We start from the raw sequence: 16,179 nt of genomic DNA, 5'->3' as shown, positions 1-16,179 counted from the left end.
CCCATGCCAATCTCGAAGGGAAAGGACCGGAGATGACACCTCCGCACAACTACCTGGCGGTCATCAAGGTCGTCGGCATCGGGGGCGGCGGCGTCAACGCCGTCAACCGGATGATCGAGGTTGGGCTCAAGGGCGTCGAGTTCATCGCGATCAACACCGACGCGCAGGCGTTGCTGATGAGCGACGCCGACGTCAAGCTCGACGTGGGCCGGGAGCTGACCCGGGGACTTGGCGCGGGCGCCAACCCGGACGTCGGCAAGAACGCCGCCGAGGACCACCGCGACGAGATCGAGGAGGTCCTCAAGGGCGCCGACATGGTGTTCGTGACCTGCGGCGAGGGCGGTGGCACCGGCACCGGCGGCGCGCCGGTGGTGGCGAACATCGCCCGTAAGCTCGGTGCGCTCACCATCGGTGTGGTCACCCGGCCGTTCTCGTTCGAGGGCAAGCGCCGGCAGGTCCAGGCCGAGGCGGGCATCGAGGAGCTGCGCAACCAGTGCGACACGCTCATCGTGATCCCGAACGACCGGCTGCTCGCGCTCGGTGACCGCAACATCTCCATGATGGACGCGTTCCGCACCGCGGACCAGGTCCTCCTCTCCGGTGTCCAGGGCATCACCGACCTGATCACCACGCCAGGTCTGATCAACCTGGACTTCGCCGACGTGAAGAGCGTGATGAGCGGCGCCGGAAGCGCGCTCATGGGCATCGGCAGCGCCCGGGGCGAGAACCGCGCCGTCGAGGCGGCCGAGGCGGCCATCTCCAGCCCGCTGCTGGAGCAGAGCATGGACGGCGCGCGTGGCGTGCTGCTGTCCATCGCGGGCGGGTCGGACCTCGGCCTGTTCGAGATCAACGACGCGGCGCAGCTGGTCACCGACGCGGCCCACCCGGACGCGAACATCATCTTCGGCGCGGTCATCGACGACGCGCTCGGCGACGAGGTGCGGGTCACCGTGATCGCGGCGGGCTTCGACGGGGGTGCGCCGGCGTACAAGGCGGTCGAGCCGCCGCGCAAGAGCAACCAGAACCCGCCGGCGCAGCCGAACGCGCCGGCGAACCCGCCGGCCACCATGCCGGCGCCGCAGCAGCCGTCGCGCCGGGTGCTCTTCGACGACGTCGACGTGCCCGACTTCCTCAAGAACGGGTCCTGAGCGGCGCCGATGACGGAGTCACAGACGGCGGTGGGGCCCGAGCGGCGTGCCGAACTCGCGGCCGGGCTGGCCCGGGTGCGGGCCCGCATCGCTGACGCCTGCGCGGCCGCCGGGCGGCCGCGCGACGAGGTCACCCTGGTCGCGGTGACCAAGACGTACCCGGCGGCGGACGTGGTCGCACTGGCCGGGCTCGGCGTGACCGACGTCGGGGAGAACCGTGACCAGGAGGCGGCGCCGAAGGCGGAGGCGGTGGCAGACGCCGGCGCCGCGCCGCGCTGGCACTTCATCGGCCAGTTGCAGCGCAACAAGGCCCGCTCGGTGGTCCGGTACGCCGACGTGGTCCAGTCGGTGGACAGCGTCCGGCTCGCCGCCGCGCTGGACGCCGCCGCCGGCGCGGTCCGGGACCGTCCGCTGGACGTACTCGTGCAGGTGAGCATCGACGGCGACCCGGCGCGGGGCGGGGCGCTGCCCGGCGCTGCCGATCCGCAGCGGGGGCTCGGCCCGGTGGCCGCGGCGGTGGCCGGCGCCGACGGGCTGCGGCTGGCGGGCCTGATGGCGGTGGCGCCGCTGGGCTGGGAGGCGGACCGGGCGTTCGCCCGGCTGGCCGAGGTGGCGGCGGCACTGCGGGCCGACCATCCGGGCGCGACGGTGCTGTCGGCGGGCATGAGCGGAGACCTGGAGAGCGCGGTCGGTCACGGCGCGACACATGTCCGTGTCGGCAGCGCGTTGCTCGGAATGCGTCCTGCGCTGCGGTAGCCTCACCACGACGGAAGCAAATGACATCAGTGTTGTTCAGGACGGCGTCCTCGTAGCCGGGGGCCGTGACGGGCGGACCGCGAACCGCGCGTCAGGGGATTGCCGATCCGGTCCGGTGGGCATGATCGTCCACTCGTGATCAAGCGACACGGCACGGGGGCGCGTGCCGCACGGCGGACGGAAGGGCGCGGGGATGGGTGCACTGCGCAAGGCGGGGGTCTGGCTCGGTCTCGTCGAGGAGGACGACGAGCGGGCGTACGAGGACGGTGGCTACGACAAGGGTGGCTACCGGGACTCGTCGCGCTACCGGTCGAGCCGGTACGCCGAGGAGTTCGCCGACGAGGACGACGACGAGACCGAGGAGCCGCCGACGCGCAGCCGGCTCGGCGACCGGGGCCGGCTGTCCGAGCGCGCGTCCAGCCGCGCGGTCGACGCCGACCGGGCCGAGGTCGAGCGCCCGGAGCGGGCCGAGCGTTCCAGCGTCCGGTCGATCACCCGGTCCTCCGCCGGTGACACCTCGGGCGCCCTGACCTACCACACCCGCGACAACCTCGCGCTCGCCCCGCAGGCCCAGCCGCGGGAGCGGGAGCGGGTGGTGCCGGACGACGAGCAGCGCTACCAGATCACCACGCTGCACCCGACCACGTACCGTGAGGCGCGGACCATCGGCGAGCACTTCCGCGACGGCGTACCGGTGATCATCAATCTCACCGAGATGGACGAGGCGGACGCCCGCCGGCTCGTCGACTTCGCCGCCGGGCTCGCCTTCGGCCTGCGCGGTACGATCGAGCGCGTGACCAACCGGGTGTTCCTGCTCTCACCGGCCAACGTCCAGGTCACCGCGGAGGACAAGGCCAAGATCGCTGAGGGCGGCTTCTTCAGCCTGAGCTGAGCCGCACGACCGAGGGACGTCGCCTGCCGTGTTGTCGATCCTGTTCCAGGTGCTCTACCTGCTGCTGTACATCTTCCTAATTATCCTTTTGGCGCGATTTGTTCTCGGGGCGGTGCTGGCCTATGGTCGCCGCTGGCAACCGGGACGGGGAGCGTCGGCCGGACTGGAAGTCGTGTGGAGCGTCACTGATCCGCCCCTGCGAGCGTTGAGGCGTGTGATCCCACCACTGCGAATTGGTACCGTGAGCATCGACCTGGCCTCCCTTGTGCTCCTGGTTATCCTGTTCGTGCTGATGGAGTTCGTGTTTAGGCGCCTGATCTTCGCGTTTGCCTGACCAGAGCGCTTTCGCGGCCGCAACTGACCCGAGGAGTTTCGATGCCGCTGACCCCGGCCGACGTTCACAACGTCGCCTTCAAAAAGCCGCCGATCGGCAAGCGGGGGTATGACGAGGAGGAGGTCGACGCCTTCCTGGACGAGGTCGAGCGTGAGCTGGCCCGTCTGATCGAGGAGAACAACGAGCTGCGCGCCCAGGTGGAGCGCGGCGGCCGGGGTGGCGCTCCCGCCGGCCCCGGCGGCGACGCCCGCCTCGCGGCGGAGCTCAACGACGTCAAGGCCCAGCTCGACCGCGTGCAGCGCGACAAGGCGGCCGCCGAGCAGGCGGCCCGCGCGATGCAGGCCGAGCTGGAGCAGGTCCGCGCCCAGGGCGGCCCGGCCGGCGTGACCGGTGACGGCGAGCAGCAGGCGCTGCGGGTGCTGATGATGGCCCAGCGCACCGCCGACGACCACGTCTCCGACGCCCGTCGCGAGGCCGACCAGCTGCTCTCCGAGGCCCGTTCCAAGGCCGAGGAGGTCACCCGGGAGGCGCGCGCCAAGGCCGACGCGCTGGAGCGGGACGCCCGCCAGCGGCACCAGGAGGCCATGGGCGGCCTGGACGCCAAGCGCACCGCGCTGCAGAAGCACATCGAGGAGCTCAAGCAGTTCGAGCGCGAGTACCGCACCCGCCTCAAGGCGTACCTGGAAAGCCAGCTGCGTGACCTCGACGGTCGCGGCCAGGGCCTCGAGGTGGAGATGAACCGCGCCGAGGGCACCCGTGCCGTCGGCAGCAACGGTCTCGCCGCGGCCGGTCTCGCCGGCTCCTACGGCGGTGGCCGCGCGGGCTCGCTCGAGTCCGGCCGCTGATCCCGCGTCGGTGGCCGTCCCCGTGACGGCCACCGGCCGCCCAGACCGACACGACGCGGCCGGGGGTGAGCCGTGGTAGCCGCCAGCATCCTGCTCATCCTCGTCGCGGTGGTGCTGCTGATCGCCGGCCTCGCCGGCGGATCCAGCCTTCTGCTCATCGTCTCGATCGCGGCCAGCCTGCTGTCCGCCGTCGCCTTCGTCGCGTTCGCCCGCCAGGCCGCCGCGACGCGGGCCTCGGCCGGCCGGGAGGCCGGGCCGCGAACACGGACCGCGCACACCGTCCCGTCCCCGGACGAACCGGTGAGCCCGGTCCCGCACCACACGTCCACGGTCGGCGCCGGTGGATCCGGGTGGCGGCAACCGCCCGGGTCGCCGGTGACCGAGCCGGACGACGTCCCGCCGCCGGCCGCGTACTCGCCGTCGGATCCGGTGGTCGCGGACGCGGTGCCCTACTCGCCGCCAGGCCCGCGCGTGCCGGAGACCACCCGGCCCACCTCGCCCGCACCCGGCGAGGCGTTCGACGACGATCCGCCGGCCGAGTTCCTCACCACCGGTGAGGTCGCCCGGCTGGTCCGGCTGCCCGGCGAGGTCCTGGTGATCGACGGCCGTCCCCGCTTCCACCTGTCCGGCTGCCCGCACCTGGTGGGCCGGGAGGACGAACCCCTGCCGGTCGCCGAGGCGGTCGCGCTGGGCTTCACCCCGTGCGCGCGATGCGCCGCCGCCACCACCCTGCTCGCCGAGGCCCGGCCGCGCTGACCATGACGATCGCGGACACCACACTCACCGTCGCGGTGCGGGTGAAGCCCGGGGCGGCCCGCGCCCGGGTGGGCGGGCGGTTCGACGGGCCGTACGGTCCGGCGCTCGTCGTCGCGGTGCACGCCCCCGCTGTCGACGGCCGCGCCACCGAGGCGGCCCGGCGCGCGCTCGCCGACGCGCTCGGCGTCCGGCCGGCGACCGTGTCGCTGCGGTCCGGCGCGGCCAGCCGGGACAAGCTGTTCCGCATCGAGCGCCCGCACGACGGGCTGCCCGAGGTGCTGCGCCGGCTGCGCGACGGCAGCACGGCGTGAGGTCCGGTCGGGCCGGCCGGCGATGACACCGGGGCTCGACGTCGCGTTGCTCGTGGGCGCCGGCGTGCTGCTGGTCGCGGTGGGAGCGGTGCGGTTCTCCACCCGGCTCGGCGTACCGAGTCTCCTGGTCTACCTGGCGCTCGGCGTGCTGCTCGGCGAGGCCGGCATAGGCATCCGGTTCGACGACGTCGAACTGACCCGGGTGCTCGGCTTCTGCGCGCTCATCGTGATCATCGCCGAGGGCGGCCTCACCGCGCGGTGGAGCATGCTGCGGCCGGTGCTCGGCCTGGCCGCGGCGCTGTCCACGGTCGGCGTCGTGGTCAGCATCGTGGTCGTCGGCGTGGTGGTGCACCTGCTGCTCGGCCTGGACTGGCGGCTGGCGCTGCTCTACGGCGCGGTGCTCTCCTCCACCGACGCGGCGGCCGTGTTCGCCACGCTGCGCCGGTTGCGCCTGCCGCCCCGGCTGGTGGCCACGCTGGAGGCGGAGTCCGGCGTGAACGACGCGCCGGCCGTGCTGCTCGTGCTGCTGTTGTCCCGCGCCGGGGTCGAGGCGGCCCACCCCTGGTGGTACGAGGTGCTGCTGCTCGGCTACGAGCTGAGCGCCGGCGCGGCGGTCGGTGTCGGCACCGGGCTGGCCGGCCGGTACGCGTTGCGCCGGGCCGCGCTGCCGTCGGCCGGCCTCTACCCGATCGCGGTGGTCGGCTTCACCGTGCTGGCGTACGCGGCCGGCTCGTTGCTGCACGCCTCGGGCTTCCTCGCCGTGTACGTCGCGGGCGTCCTGCTCGGCAACTCGCGGCTGCCGCACCGCCAGGCCATCCTCGGTTTCGCCGACGGCCTGGCCTGGCTGGCCCAGATCGGCCTGTTCGTGCTGCTCGGCCTGCTGGTCTCGCCGAGCCGGCTGGACGCGGCGGTGCTGCCGGCCGTGATCACCGGGCTGGCGCTGCTGCTGCTCGCCCGGCCGCTGTCGGTGGCGGTGTCCGCGCTGCCGTTCCGGGTGAAGCTGCGCGAGCAGCTCTTCCTGTCCTGGGCCGGGCTGCGTGGCGCGGTGCCGATCGTGTTGGCGACCATTCCGCTGTCGCTGCGCGTGCCGGGGGCGGACCGGCTGTTCGACGCGGTCTTCGTCCTGGTGGTGATCTTCACGGTGCTCCAGGCCGGGACGCTGGCGCCGGCGGCCCGCCGGCTGGGGGTGACGGCACCGGCCGAGGCGAGCGAGATCCTGCTGGAGACCGCCCCGCTGGAGCGGATGCGCGCGGACCTGCTCCAGTTGGAGGTGCCGGCCGGGTCGCGGCTGGCCGGGGTGCACGTGGACGAGCTGCGGCTGCCGGTCGGCGCGGCGGTGACGCTCGTGCTGCGCGACGGTGTCGGTTTCGTGCCGGGCGCTGACACCCGGCTCAAGGTCGGGGACAGCCTGCTCATCGTCGCCACCGCCGGGGTGCGGGACGAGACCGAGCGGCGGCTGCGGGCGGTGAGCCGCCGGGGCCGGCTGGCGAGGTGGTTCGGGGAGTACGGCGAGGAGCCGGCCCACTGATCTGCTACCGTTCCTTTTGCCCCGATTGATGGCAGTCCGGGGCGGATACGTGGGACGACGGTGCGGCACGTTGTCGGACGCCTGTACGTTCCGTATCCTTGCCAACCTCCGGAGTGCACGGCGGGCCCGCTCGTCGTGCACCCTTCCGTACGCGGACGGCGCCGACGACGGCGTCCCCGCCCACGCACCGCTGACCGCCGCGCCTCGCGGCTGAGGGAGCTGACGATGGCGAAGCCGGCCGACACCAGGACCGCCGGTCGCAAACCGGTGGCGAAGGCCACCCGCAGCGCGGCGGAGACCGAGAAGATCCGGGCCGCCCTGGCGGCACGGCGGGACGAGCTCAACGCCGAGTACGATCAGACGCTGAGCGAGATCACCGAGCTGCAGCGCGACCGGCTGACCGACTCGGCCGGGGACGACCAGGCCGACACCGGCACCAAGACGTTCGAGCGGGAGCAGGAGATCTCTCTCGCCAACAGCATCAAAGAACGGATCACGCAGGTCGAGCGCGCGCTGGAGCGCCTCGACGAGGGCGGCTACGGCTGGTGCGAGCGGTGCGGCAACCCGATCCCGGTGGAGCGGCTCGCCGCGTTCCCGTCGGCCACCCTCTGTGTGACGTGCAAGCAGCTGGAGGAGCGGCGCTGAGCACCGCTCCCCGGCGGCCGTACGGCAGACGGTGACCACGCCGTCGCGAGCGTCGATGGGGAGCAGATGACCGCAGCACCGCCCGCCGGGTCCGACACCACCGAGTCGGGTGCCGGCGCGCCCCGCCGCAAGGCCGTCGGCCTGCTGCTCGGCGTGTCCCTGTTCGCGCTGCTGGCGGATCTCGGCACGAAGCAGCTCGCGCTCGCCGAGCTGACCGGCCGGGAGCCGGTGTCGGTGCTCGGCGGCGCGGTCTACTTCAGCCTCACCCGCAACAGCGGCGCGGCCTGGAGCATCGGCTCCGACCACACCTGGATCTTCCCGATCATCACGTTCCTGGTGATCGGGTGGATCGCCTGGATGGCGCTGCGGCTGCGCTCGCTGCCGTGGGCGGTGTCGCTGGGCCTGGTCCTGGGCGGCGCACTCGGCAACCTGCTCGACCGGCTCTTCCGCGCGCCGGGCCACTTCGTCGGCCACGTGGTCGACATGATCAGCCTCTTCGACCCGTACGGCCAGGTCTGGCCGGTGTTCAACCTGGCCGACAGCGCGCTGGTGTGCGGCGTGGTGCTCGCGGTCTTCCTGGAGCTGACCGGCCGGCAGCGCGACGGCTCCCGGCTGCGCGACGAGAAGCGCGACGACGCCGCTCCGGCCGAGCAGCGGGAGAGCGCGTGACCTCCGCCTTCGCCGCCGGCGGCGACACCCGTTCCCTGCCCGTGCCGGACGGCCTCGACGGGATGCGCCTGGACCAGGCCGTGTCCCGCCTGTTCGGGCTCTCCCGCACGGCCGCCGCCGGCCTGATCGACGGCGGGGACGCGCTCGTCGACGGTGTGGCCCGGGCCAACTCGCACAAGGTCCGGGCGGGCTCGTGGCTGGAGGTCACACTGCCCGCGCCGGCCGCGCCGCCCACCGTGGTGCCGCAGGCCGTGCCCGGCCTGACAGTCGTGTACGCCGACGACGACATCGTGGTGGTGGACAAGCCGGTCGGGGTGGCGGCGCACCCGAGCCCGGGCTGGACCGGCCCCACAGTGATCGGCGGGCTGGCCGGCATCGGTCACCGGATCTCCACCAGCGGCGCCGCGGAGCGGCAGGGCGTGGTGCACCGGCTCGACGTCGGCACCACCGGCGTCATGGTGGTGGCCAAGAGCGAGCGCGCGTACACCGCGCTGAAGCGGGCGTTCAAGTTCCGCGAGGTGGAGAAGCGCTACCACGCCGTGGTGCAGGGCCACCCGGACCCGCTGCGCGGCACCGTCGACGCGCCGATCGACAGGCACCCGCACCACGACTACCGCTGGGCCGTGGTGTCCGGCGGCAAGCCGAGCATCACCCACTACGACACGATCGAGGCGTTCCCCGCTGCCAGCCTGCTCGACGTGCGGCTGGAGACCGGGCGTACGCACCAGATCCGGGTGCACCTCTCCACGCTGCGGCACCCCTGCGTGGGCGACCTGACCTACGGCGCGGACCCGACGCTGTCGGCCCGGCTGGGGCTGTCCCGGCAGTGGCTGCACGCCCGCTCGCTGAGCTTCGCGCACCCGGGCAGCGGCGACGAGGTGACGTTTGTCAGCGAGTACCCGGACGACCTGGCCCGGGCGCTGGAGATCCTGCGGGACTGACGTGAGCGACGATCCCGTGCCGCCGCGCCGGTCCCGGTCCGCCGCGCTGACCTGGCTCGCGCTGGTGTGCGCGCTCGTGGTGCTGGTGGTGGCGGTGGCGCAGCGGCGGGACCGCCCGGTGAGCGACCGCACGGTCGGCGAGGTGACCCGGGTCGGCGTGACCGGCGGCGCGAGCATCCCGGCGTACCTGCGCACCGCCGGGGAGGAACTGGCCCGCCTCGACGCGCCCGACGGCTACGCGCTGGTGTCGTTCGACGGCTACCTGACCCCGGCCCGGGCGGCCGCCGCGCTGGACGGCACGCGGGTCTCGGCGGTGGTGGCGCGGGTGCCGCTGCCCGGCCGGCAGACCGAGATCGTCCGGATCGCGGCGCTGCGCCTGCCGCAGGACGCGGTGGCCGGGATGGCCGGCGTCGCGACCCGCAAGGACCGGGAGACCGCCGACTACCGGTCCCGGGCCGCCGCGGCCACCGCCGACCCGGAGCTGCGCCGGGTGTACGACAGCGGCGCCGAGGTCGCCGCCCGCGAGGCGGAGGCGTACCGGGCGGGCTGCGCCTGCGTCTACGCCGCGGTCGTCAGTGCCGTGCCGGACGCCCTGCGCGCGCTCGCCGGTCGCCGGAACGTGCGCGTGGTGGACCCGGCGCCGGAGGTGACCCGTCTGGACCGGACCGTGTTCACCCCGCCGCTGCCCGAACAGCGTGACGTGGTCCGGCCGCCGGCAGACACCGGACCGGCCGAAGCAGGCGGAATGGGCGATTCGTCGGAAGCCGCACGGACGGTGAGCGGACCTTCACCCACCGCCCCCGCGACCGGCGGCGGCTCCGGGGTGCCCAATCCCGCTCCCACCTCCTGAGACATCGGGGCGGGCGGCGACCGGGCCGATCCCATGGTGCGGCGGACCACCGGGCGATGTGCGGCGCGGGGAGTGGTCCGAATAGGGTTTCGTTCGTAGCCTGTCAGGCGGAGATCGATGGGCTGGGGGAGGGGCGAATCCTTGGACGGCAGCGAGACCGGCTGGGGTCGGCAGGGCGAGCCGGCACCGCGGTGGCGGGCGCTGCTCGACCGGGCCCGGCTCGGCGGTCGCGGCACGGAGCACGCCGACGCCGACCGGCACGTCGAGGAGCAACCGGCGCCGCCGCCCGACCCGCTGCCCCGTCGTGGCGCGGGCACCGGATGGACCGGCCGCGCCACCGCCGTCGGCCGCGCCCCGGACGGCTCGTACGGCGCCGAGCCCGGTTACCGGGCCGAGGCCACGTTCCGGGTCGATCCGGCCTTCCGCGCCGATCCCCGGCACGACGGCGAGCCGGCCTACCGGGCCGAACCGGCGTACCGCAGCGATCCGGAGCCGTCCCGGCGGGCCGGGCAGCCCTACCCGCCCGACCCGTCCTGGCGCGCCGACCCGTCGTTCGCGCCCGACCCGTCGTTCGCGCCCGACCAGCCCTTCACCGCCGAGCCACGCCCGGAGCCGTCCTGGCGGCCCGAGCCGGCCCGTCCGGAGCCGCGCGGCCGGGCCGAGCCGCCGGCCGAGTCCCGGTACTCCGTTCTCGACGGCGGTTACCGGCCCGCGCCGCCCCCGCCGGAGTCCCGCTACGCGCTGCTGGACCGGGGCCGCTACCGGCCGGAGACGCCGCCCGCCCCGGAGCCGGTGGTGCCCGCGCCCCGCCGCCCGCTGGAGGGCCGGTCCGGCCGGGCCGACGCGGCCCAGGTGCAGTGGCGCGCCCCGGAGCCGGACCCGGAGCTGGAACGGGCGACGGGCGTGCTCCGCCGCGAGCTGGGCACCCCCCGGGTGCTCGCCTTCGCCAACCCCAAGGGCGGCGTGCACAAGACCACCGCGACGGTGCTCGCCGCCGCGACGGTGGGCAGCGTGCGCGGGCGCGGCGTGCTCGCCTGGGACGACAACGAGCTGCGCGGCACGCTCGGTCTGCGGGCCGGCAGCGCCCGACACGCCCGGACCATCCGGCACCTGATCCACGACCTGGCACATATCGAGATCCTCGAGGGCGACACGCTGCTGTCGCACCTCGACGACTACCTGCGGCACGCCTCCGACGGCTCGTACGACGTGCTGGCCGGCGAGGAGAGCCCGCGCTTCGCCCAGCGGCTCGACCAGTTCACCGTCAAGCGGGTGCTGGAGCTGCTGCGCCGCACCCACGAGGTGGTCTGCGTGGACACCGGCAACAACGTGGAGAGCCCCAACTGGCGCACCGTCATGCAGGCCGCCGACCAGCTCGTGGTGACCACCGTGCCGCGCGAGGACGCGGCGTTCAGCGCGGACTGGATGCTCGACCTGCTGCACGAGGTCGGCATGGGCGAGCTGGCCGACAACGCGGTCACGCTGATCTCCTGCCCCACCCCGGGGCGTACGTCGTTGCAGGACGACCTGGAACGGCACTTCGCCACCCGGACCCGGGCGGTCGCCGTGGTGCCCTACGACCCGGCGCTGGAGACCGGCTCCTCGATCGAGTACCACCAGCTCCAGGCCGAGACCCGCGACGCCTGGCTCAAGGCGGCAGCGGTGATGCTGGAACCGTTCGCGCGCTGACCGGCGACCACCCCCCGGCGCCGTGCCCGGGCCTGAGAGGATCAACGGGTGAGTCCGGACACCCCTGAGCCCGAGCGGGCGCGCGAGCGCACCGACGGCACCGACGCACGGCCCGGTGAGGCGCTACGGCCGGGCGATGCTCCGCGCCCCGGCGGCCCGCCGCCCGAGCGCGAGCAGCCGCCCGGCTGGCCCGGTGGCCTGCCGGTGCCCGCCGGCACGCCGGTCACCGCACCCGGCGCGGACCCGCTCGCCGGGCATCCCGGCGTGGTGGCGGAGCTGCCCGGCGCCACCCGGTCCGGTCGCCCGCTGCTCACCGCGCTCGGCGTGGTCGCGCTGCTCACCGCGCTCGGCGTCCCGCTGGGGCTGCTGTGGGCGTGGGCGGCGCCCGCCACCCCGGTGCGGCAGACCCCGGCCGGCGCGGTCTACGTGACCACCCAGCCGGAGCAGCCGATCGCCGCGGACGGCTGGTTCAGCCTCCTGACGCTCGGCTTCGGCGTGCTCGCCGCGGTCGCTCTGTGGGTGCTGCTGCGCCGCCGGCGCGGCCCGGCCGGCCTGCTCGCGGTGACGCTCGGCGGTCTCGGCGCGGCGGTGGCGGCCTGGCAGGTCGGCCGCCGGATCGGGCTGTCGGCGTTCCAGCGGCTGGTGGAGACCGCGCCGCCGGGCACCGCGTTCACCAAGCCCGTCGACCTGCGCGCCGGTGGCGTCGACTGGTACGGCCCGCTGCCGTTGCCGCACGGGAACCTGTTGCTCGCCGCGTTCGGCGCGGCAGTCACGTACACGCTGCTGGCGGGCTGGTCGCGGTGGCCGTCGCTGCGGCCGGAGCCGGAGTCCGGCGCGGCCTGGCCGCCCCCGCCCGGGTTCAGTTCGGCGCCGGGGGACCAGCCAGCTCGCTGAGCGGCACCGGCACCGCGCGTACCTGCCGCAGCAACGCCGTCTCCCGGTTGAGCAGGCGCAGCTCGGCGCGCAGCCGGCCGGCCGTGTCGTCGACGGCGAGCAGCCGCTGCCGGTCGCCGACGGTCAGCGCGGCGGTCGCGGCGACCAGGTGCGACAGGACCGTGGGATCCTCCGGCAACTGCTCGGTGATTTCCTGCTGGTCCGGCCGGATCAGACCGAGATATTGCCGGAACAGCGAGATCACCCGGGCCGCCAGCAGGTCGGCGACCTCGTCCGGGCCGTCCGGTTCCGGCAGCCACTCCACCTCGGCGGTCAGGTAGGGCTCGGCGGAGTCGTCGACCTCGGCGACCCGGAAGCGCCGCCGCCCCACCGTGACGATGTCGAAGCCCCCGTCGGCCAGCTCGGTGACCTGCCGCAGCTCGGCGGTGCAGCCGACCTCGTGCAGCGTGACCTCGCCGCCGGCCGGCCCGGAACGCCCCGGCGGCCCGGCCGGCGCGACCTCCCAGCCGGCCTGGATCGCCACCACGCCGAACTCGCGCGGCGCTCCCTCGGGCAGCCCCACGAGGTGGCGCACCAGCGCCTTGTAGCGCTCCTCGAAGATGTGCAGCGGAAGGACCAGCCCGGGGAAGAGAACGGTCCCGAGCGGGAACACCGGCAGCCGTGCGCTCACGTGATCGAGCGTATCGCCAACCCGCCCGCCCGTGCGTGTCCCGGCTCACCGTCCCGGCGACCGGACGGGCCCGGCCGGTGACACCGGCGGCGGCCTAGACTCGCAGACGTGCTGAATCGGATCGACCTGCGCGGCGGGGCCCGTGACCCGCGCCGCCTGCTGCCCCGTGCCCAGCTCGACGTCTCCGTGGCGGTCGAGCGGATCCGCCCGCTCGTGGAGGCGGTCCGGGACCATGGGTACCCGGCGATCCGGGAGGCGAGCGAACGGTTCGACGGCGTCTCCCCGGAGCGGCTGCGGGTGCCGGCCGAGACGATCCGCGCCGCCGAGGGCGAGCTGGACCCGCAGGTGCGCGCCGCACTGCTGGAGTCGATCACCCGGGCCCGCAAGGTGCACGCCGACCAGCGCCGCACCGACCACACCACCACCGTGGTGCCGGGTGGCACGGTGACCGAGCGGTGGGTGCCGGTCGACCGGGTCGGTCTCTACGTCCCCGGCGGCCTGGCCATGTACCCGTCGACGGTCGTGATGAACGTGGTGCCGGCCCAGGCGGCCGGGGTGCGCTCCCTGGTGGTGGTGAGCCCCCCGCAGAAGGACAACGACGGCCTGCCCGACCGGCGGGTCCTCGCCGCCTGCGCGCTGCTCGGCGTGGACGAGGTGTACGCGGTCGGCGGCGCCCAGGCGGTCGCCATGCTCGCGTACGGCGCGGGCGTCGACCCGGCCGGGGACGAGCGCTGCGAGCCGGTCGATATGATCACCGGTCCGGGCAACATCTGGGTCACCGCCGCCAAGCGGCTGCTGCGCGGCGTGGTCGGCATCGACGCCGAGGCCGGCCCGACCGAGATCGCGATCCTGGCCGACGACACCGCCGACCCGGCGCACGTCGCCGCCGACCTGATCAGCCAGGCCGAGCACGACCCGCTGGCCGCGAGCGTGCTGGTCACCCCGTCCACCGCGCTGGCCGACGCGGTCGACGCGGAGCTGGCCCGGCAGGCGCCGGCGGCCAAGCACGCCGAGCGGATCGGCACCGCGCTGCGCGGCGAGCAGAGCGGCGTGGTCCTGGTCGACGACCTGGAGGCGGGGCTGCGGGTGGTCGACGCGTACGCGGCCGAGCACCTGGAGATCCAGACCCGCAACGCCCGCGAGTGGGCGCTGCGGGTCCGCAACGCGGGGGCGGTGTTCGTCGGCGCCTGGTCGCCGGTGTCGCTCGGCGACTACTGCGCGGGCTCCAACCACGTGCTGCCCACCGGCGGCTGCGCCCGGCACTCCTCCGGGCTGTCCGTGCAGTCCTTCCTGCGCGGCGTGCACCTGGTCGAATACACGCGGGAAGCGCTGCGCGACGTGGCCCCGCACGTGGTCACCCTGGCGACGGTGGAGGACCTGCCCGCGCACGGCCAGGCGGTCAGCGTCCGGTTCGGCGGGGGCGGCGCGTCGTGACCACGCTCGACGATCTGCCGATCCGCGACGACCTGCGCGGGCGGACGCCGTACGGGGCGCCGCAGCTCGACGTGCCGGTGCGGCTGAACACCAACGAGAACTCCTACCCGGTGCCGGAGCCGGTGGTGGAGGCGATCGGCAAGGCGGTCGCCGCCGAGCTGCGCGACCTCAACCGCTACCCGGACCGGGACGCGGTGGCGCTGCGCGCCGACCTGGCCGCCTACCTCGGGCACGGGCTCACCGCCGACCACGTGTGGGCGGCGAACGGCTCCAACGAGATCCAGCAGCAACTCCTGCAGGCGTTCGGCGGTCCCGGGCGCACCGCGCTCGGCTTCATCCCGGCGTACTCGATGCACCCGCTGCTGGCGCTCGGCACCGGCACCCGGTGGGTGCCCGCCCGGCGCGGCGAGGACTTCGGGCTCACCGCCGGCGAGGCGGTGGCCCAGGTCCGCGAGCACCGGCCGGACGTGGTGTTCCTCTGCTCGCCGAACAACCCGACCGGCACCGCGCTCGACCCGGCCGTGGTCGCGGCCGTGCTGGACGAGGCGCCCGGCGTGGTGATCGTGGACGAGGCGTACGCCGAGTTCGCCCGTCCCGGCACGGTGAGCGCGCTCGCGGTGCTGCCCGGCCACCCGCGGCTGGTGGTGACCCGCACCATGAGCAAGGCGTTCGGGTTCGCCGGCGGCCGGCTCGGTTACCTGGCCGCCGACCCGGCGGTGGTGGACGCGGTGCAGCTGGTCCGGTTGCCGTACCACCTGTCCGCGCTCACCCAGGCAGCGGCCCGTGCGGCGCTGGCGCACCGGGACGCCCTGCTCGGCACCGTGGCCGCGATCATGCAGCAGCGGGACCGGATCGTCGCCGAGCTGCGCGCCCGGGGCCACCGGGTGGCCGACAGCGACGCCAACTTCGTGCTGTTCGCCGTCGAGGGGGACCAGGCGGTGGCCTGGCGTACCCTGCTCGATGCCGGCGTGCTGGTGCGCGACGTCGGCCTGCCCGGCTGGCTGCGCGTCACCGCCGGCACCCCGACCGAGACCGACGCCTTCCTCACCGCGATGGAGACAGTTTCATGAGCCGGATCGCCCGGATCGAGCGGGTCACAAACGAGACGAAGGTGCTCGTCGAGATCGACCTCGACGGCACCGGCAAGGCCGACATCTCCACCGGCGTCGGCTTCTACGACCACATGCTCAACCAGATCGCCCGGCACGGCGGCTTCGACCTGACCGTGCACACCGTCGGCGACCTGGAGATCGACGCGCACCACACGATGGAGGACACGGCGCTCGCGCTGGGCGCCGCGTTCGACCGGGCGCTGGGCGACAAGGCCGGCATCCGGCGGTACGGCTCGGCCACCGTCCCGATGGACGAGGTGCTGGTCCGGGCCGCCGTCGACCTGTCCGGGCGACCGTACGTGGTGCACGACGAGCCAGCGCTGGCCCCGTACATCGGGCCGGTCTATCCGACGAGCATGACCCGGCACATCTGGGAGTCGTTCGGCCAGTCGGCCCGGATCACGCTGCACGTGGACGTGCTGCGCGCGGCCCGTCCCGGCGGCCACCCGGACGCCCACCACGTGGTCGAGGCGCAGTTCAAGGCCGTCTCCCGCGCGCTGCGCGAGGCCACCGCGCTCGACCCGCGCAACGCGGGCGTGGTGCCGTCCACGAAAGGCGCTCTCTGATGAGCGCGAGGAACGCAGCGAAGCGGAGTCCCGCAGTCGCGAATGGAAGCTGGCTCTGATGAGCGCGAGGAACGCAGCGAAGCGGAGTCCCGCAGTCGCGAATGGAAGCTGGCTCTGATGAGCGCGAGGAACGCAGCGA

18 protein-coding genes are annotated in these 16,179 nt (G+C 74.5%); 17 read left to right on the top strand and 1 reads right to left on the bottom strand.

The window, feature by feature from the left end; genetic code table 11:
* The first annotated feature begins 32 nt into the window (after nt 1-32).
* The 14 genes from ftsZ (at nt 33) to C569_RS0107840 (ending at nt 12,258) form a co-directional block, all read left to right on the top strand.
* Nucleotides 33-1,148 (top strand): cell division protein FtsZ, encoded by a 1,116-nt coding sequence (gene ftsZ, locus C569_RS0107905; protein ID WP_018785256.1) that lies wholly within the window; start codon nt 33-35, stop codon nt 1,146-1,148.
* Nucleotides 1,149-1,157: 9 nt separating this feature from the next.
* Complete coding sequence (locus C569_RS0107900) at nt 1,158-1,904, top strand: YggS family pyridoxal phosphate-dependent enzyme (RefSeq protein WP_026267843.1); 747 nt, start codon at nt 1,158-1,160, stop codon at nt 1,902-1,904.
* 193 nt (nt 1,905-2,097) lie between these two features.
* Nucleotides 2,098-2,796: a cell division protein SepF gene (locus C569_RS0107895; protein ID WP_018785254.1), complete on the top strand. Its 699-nt coding sequence runs from the start codon at nt 2,098-2,100 to the stop codon at nt 2,794-2,796.
* 28 nt (nt 2,797-2,824) lie between these two features.
* A complete protein-coding gene (locus C569_RS0107890; RefSeq protein ID WP_018785253.1) occupies nt 2,825-3,130 on the top strand; it encodes a YggT family protein in 306 nt (101 codons plus the stop codon).
* Nucleotides 3,131-3,171: 41 nt separating this feature from the next.
* Nucleotides 3,172-3,975 (top strand): DivIVA domain-containing protein, encoded by an 804-nt coding sequence (locus C569_RS0107885; protein ID WP_018785252.1) that lies wholly within the window; start codon nt 3,172-3,174, stop codon nt 3,973-3,975.
* Nucleotides 3,976-4,047: 72 nt separating this feature from the next.
* Nucleotides 4,048-4,731, top strand: a complete 684-nt coding sequence (locus tag C569_RS0107880; RefSeq protein ID WP_018785251.1) for a hypothetical protein — start codon at nt 4,048-4,050, stop codon at nt 4,729-4,731.
* Between the two features lie 2 nt (nt 4,732-4,733).
* A complete protein-coding gene (locus C569_RS0107875; protein ID WP_018785250.1) occupies nt 4,734-5,042 on the top strand; it encodes a DUF167 domain-containing protein in 309 nt (102 codons plus the stop codon).
* Nucleotides 5,043-5,064: 22 nt separating this feature from the next.
* Entirely contained in the window at nt 5,065-6,570 is a 1,506-nt protein-coding gene (locus C569_RS0107870; protein ID WP_018785249.1) for a potassium/proton antiporter, read from the top strand.
* A gap of 225 nt (nt 6,571-6,795) precedes the next feature.
* Nucleotides 6,796-7,215 (top strand): TraR/DksA C4-type zinc finger protein, encoded by a 420-nt coding sequence (locus C569_RS0107865; protein WP_018785248.1) that lies wholly within the window; start codon nt 6,796-6,798, stop codon nt 7,213-7,215.
* 66 nt (nt 7,216-7,281) lie between these two features.
* A complete protein-coding gene (gene lspA / locus C569_RS0107860) occupies nt 7,282-7,884 on the top strand; it encodes a signal peptidase II (protein ID WP_018785247.1) in 603 nt (200 codons plus the stop codon).
* On the top strand, nt 7,881-8,825 hold the full coding sequence (locus C569_RS0107855; protein WP_018785246.1) for an RluA family pseudouridine synthase: 945 nt from the start codon (nt 7,881-7,883) through the stop codon (nt 8,823-8,825). Before lspA ends, C569_RS0107855 begins: the two co-directional genes overlap by 4 nt.
* Nucleotide 8,826: 1 nt before the next feature.
* Entirely contained in the window at nt 8,827-9,675 is an 849-nt protein-coding gene (locus C569_RS0107850) for a hypothetical protein (protein ID WP_026267842.1), read from the top strand.
* A gap of 117 nt (nt 9,676-9,792) precedes the next feature.
* Complete coding sequence (locus C569_RS0107845) at nt 9,793-11,364, top strand: ATPase (RefSeq protein ID WP_026267841.1); 1,572 nt, start codon at nt 9,793-9,795, stop codon at nt 11,362-11,364.
* Nucleotides 11,365-11,412: 48 nt separating this feature from the next.
* Entirely contained in the window at nt 11,413-12,258 is an 846-nt protein-coding gene (locus C569_RS0107840; protein WP_018785243.1) for a DUF2567 domain-containing protein, read from the top strand.
* Here the strand turns inward: C569_RS0107840 and C569_RS0107835 are convergent.
* Entirely contained in the window at nt 12,224-12,928 is a 705-nt protein-coding gene (locus C569_RS0107835) for an LON peptidase substrate-binding domain-containing protein (protein ID WP_018785242.1), read from the bottom strand. The two genes, C569_RS0107840 and C569_RS0107835, sit on opposite strands and share 35 nt — an antisense overlap.
* A gap of 108 nt (nt 12,929-13,036) precedes the next feature.
* Between C569_RS0107835 and hisD the strand changes: the two genes are divergently transcribed.
* The 3 genes from hisD to hisB are packed head-to-tail and all read left to right on the top strand — an operon-like array spanning nt 13,037 to nt 16,040.
* Complete coding sequence (hisD, locus tag C569_RS0107830) at nt 13,037-14,362, top strand: histidinol dehydrogenase (RefSeq protein WP_018785241.1); 1,326 nt, start codon at nt 13,037-13,039, stop codon at nt 14,360-14,362.
* Nucleotides 14,359-15,432 carry a histidinol-phosphate transaminase gene (locus C569_RS0107825; RefSeq protein WP_018785240.1) on the top strand — a complete coding sequence of 358 codons (1,074 nt, stop codon included), beginning with the start codon at nt 14,359-14,361 and terminating at the stop codon, nt 15,430-15,432. Before hisD ends, C569_RS0107825 begins: the two co-directional genes overlap by 4 nt.
* Entirely contained in the window at nt 15,429-16,040 is a 612-nt protein-coding gene (gene hisB, locus C569_RS0107820; RefSeq protein WP_018785239.1) for an imidazoleglycerol-phosphate dehydratase HisB, read from the top strand. Before C569_RS0107825 ends, hisB begins: the two co-directional genes overlap by 4 nt.
* Nucleotides 16,041-16,179: the final 139 nt, after the last annotated feature.

Origin of the sequence: Micromonospora sp. CNB394, from assembly GCF_000374985.1 — a bacterium.
GTDB lineage: Bacteria > Actinomycetota > Actinomycetes > Mycobacteriales > Micromonosporaceae > Micromonospora > Micromonospora marina.
This window is presented reverse-complemented; position numbering and strand designations above follow the sequence as displayed.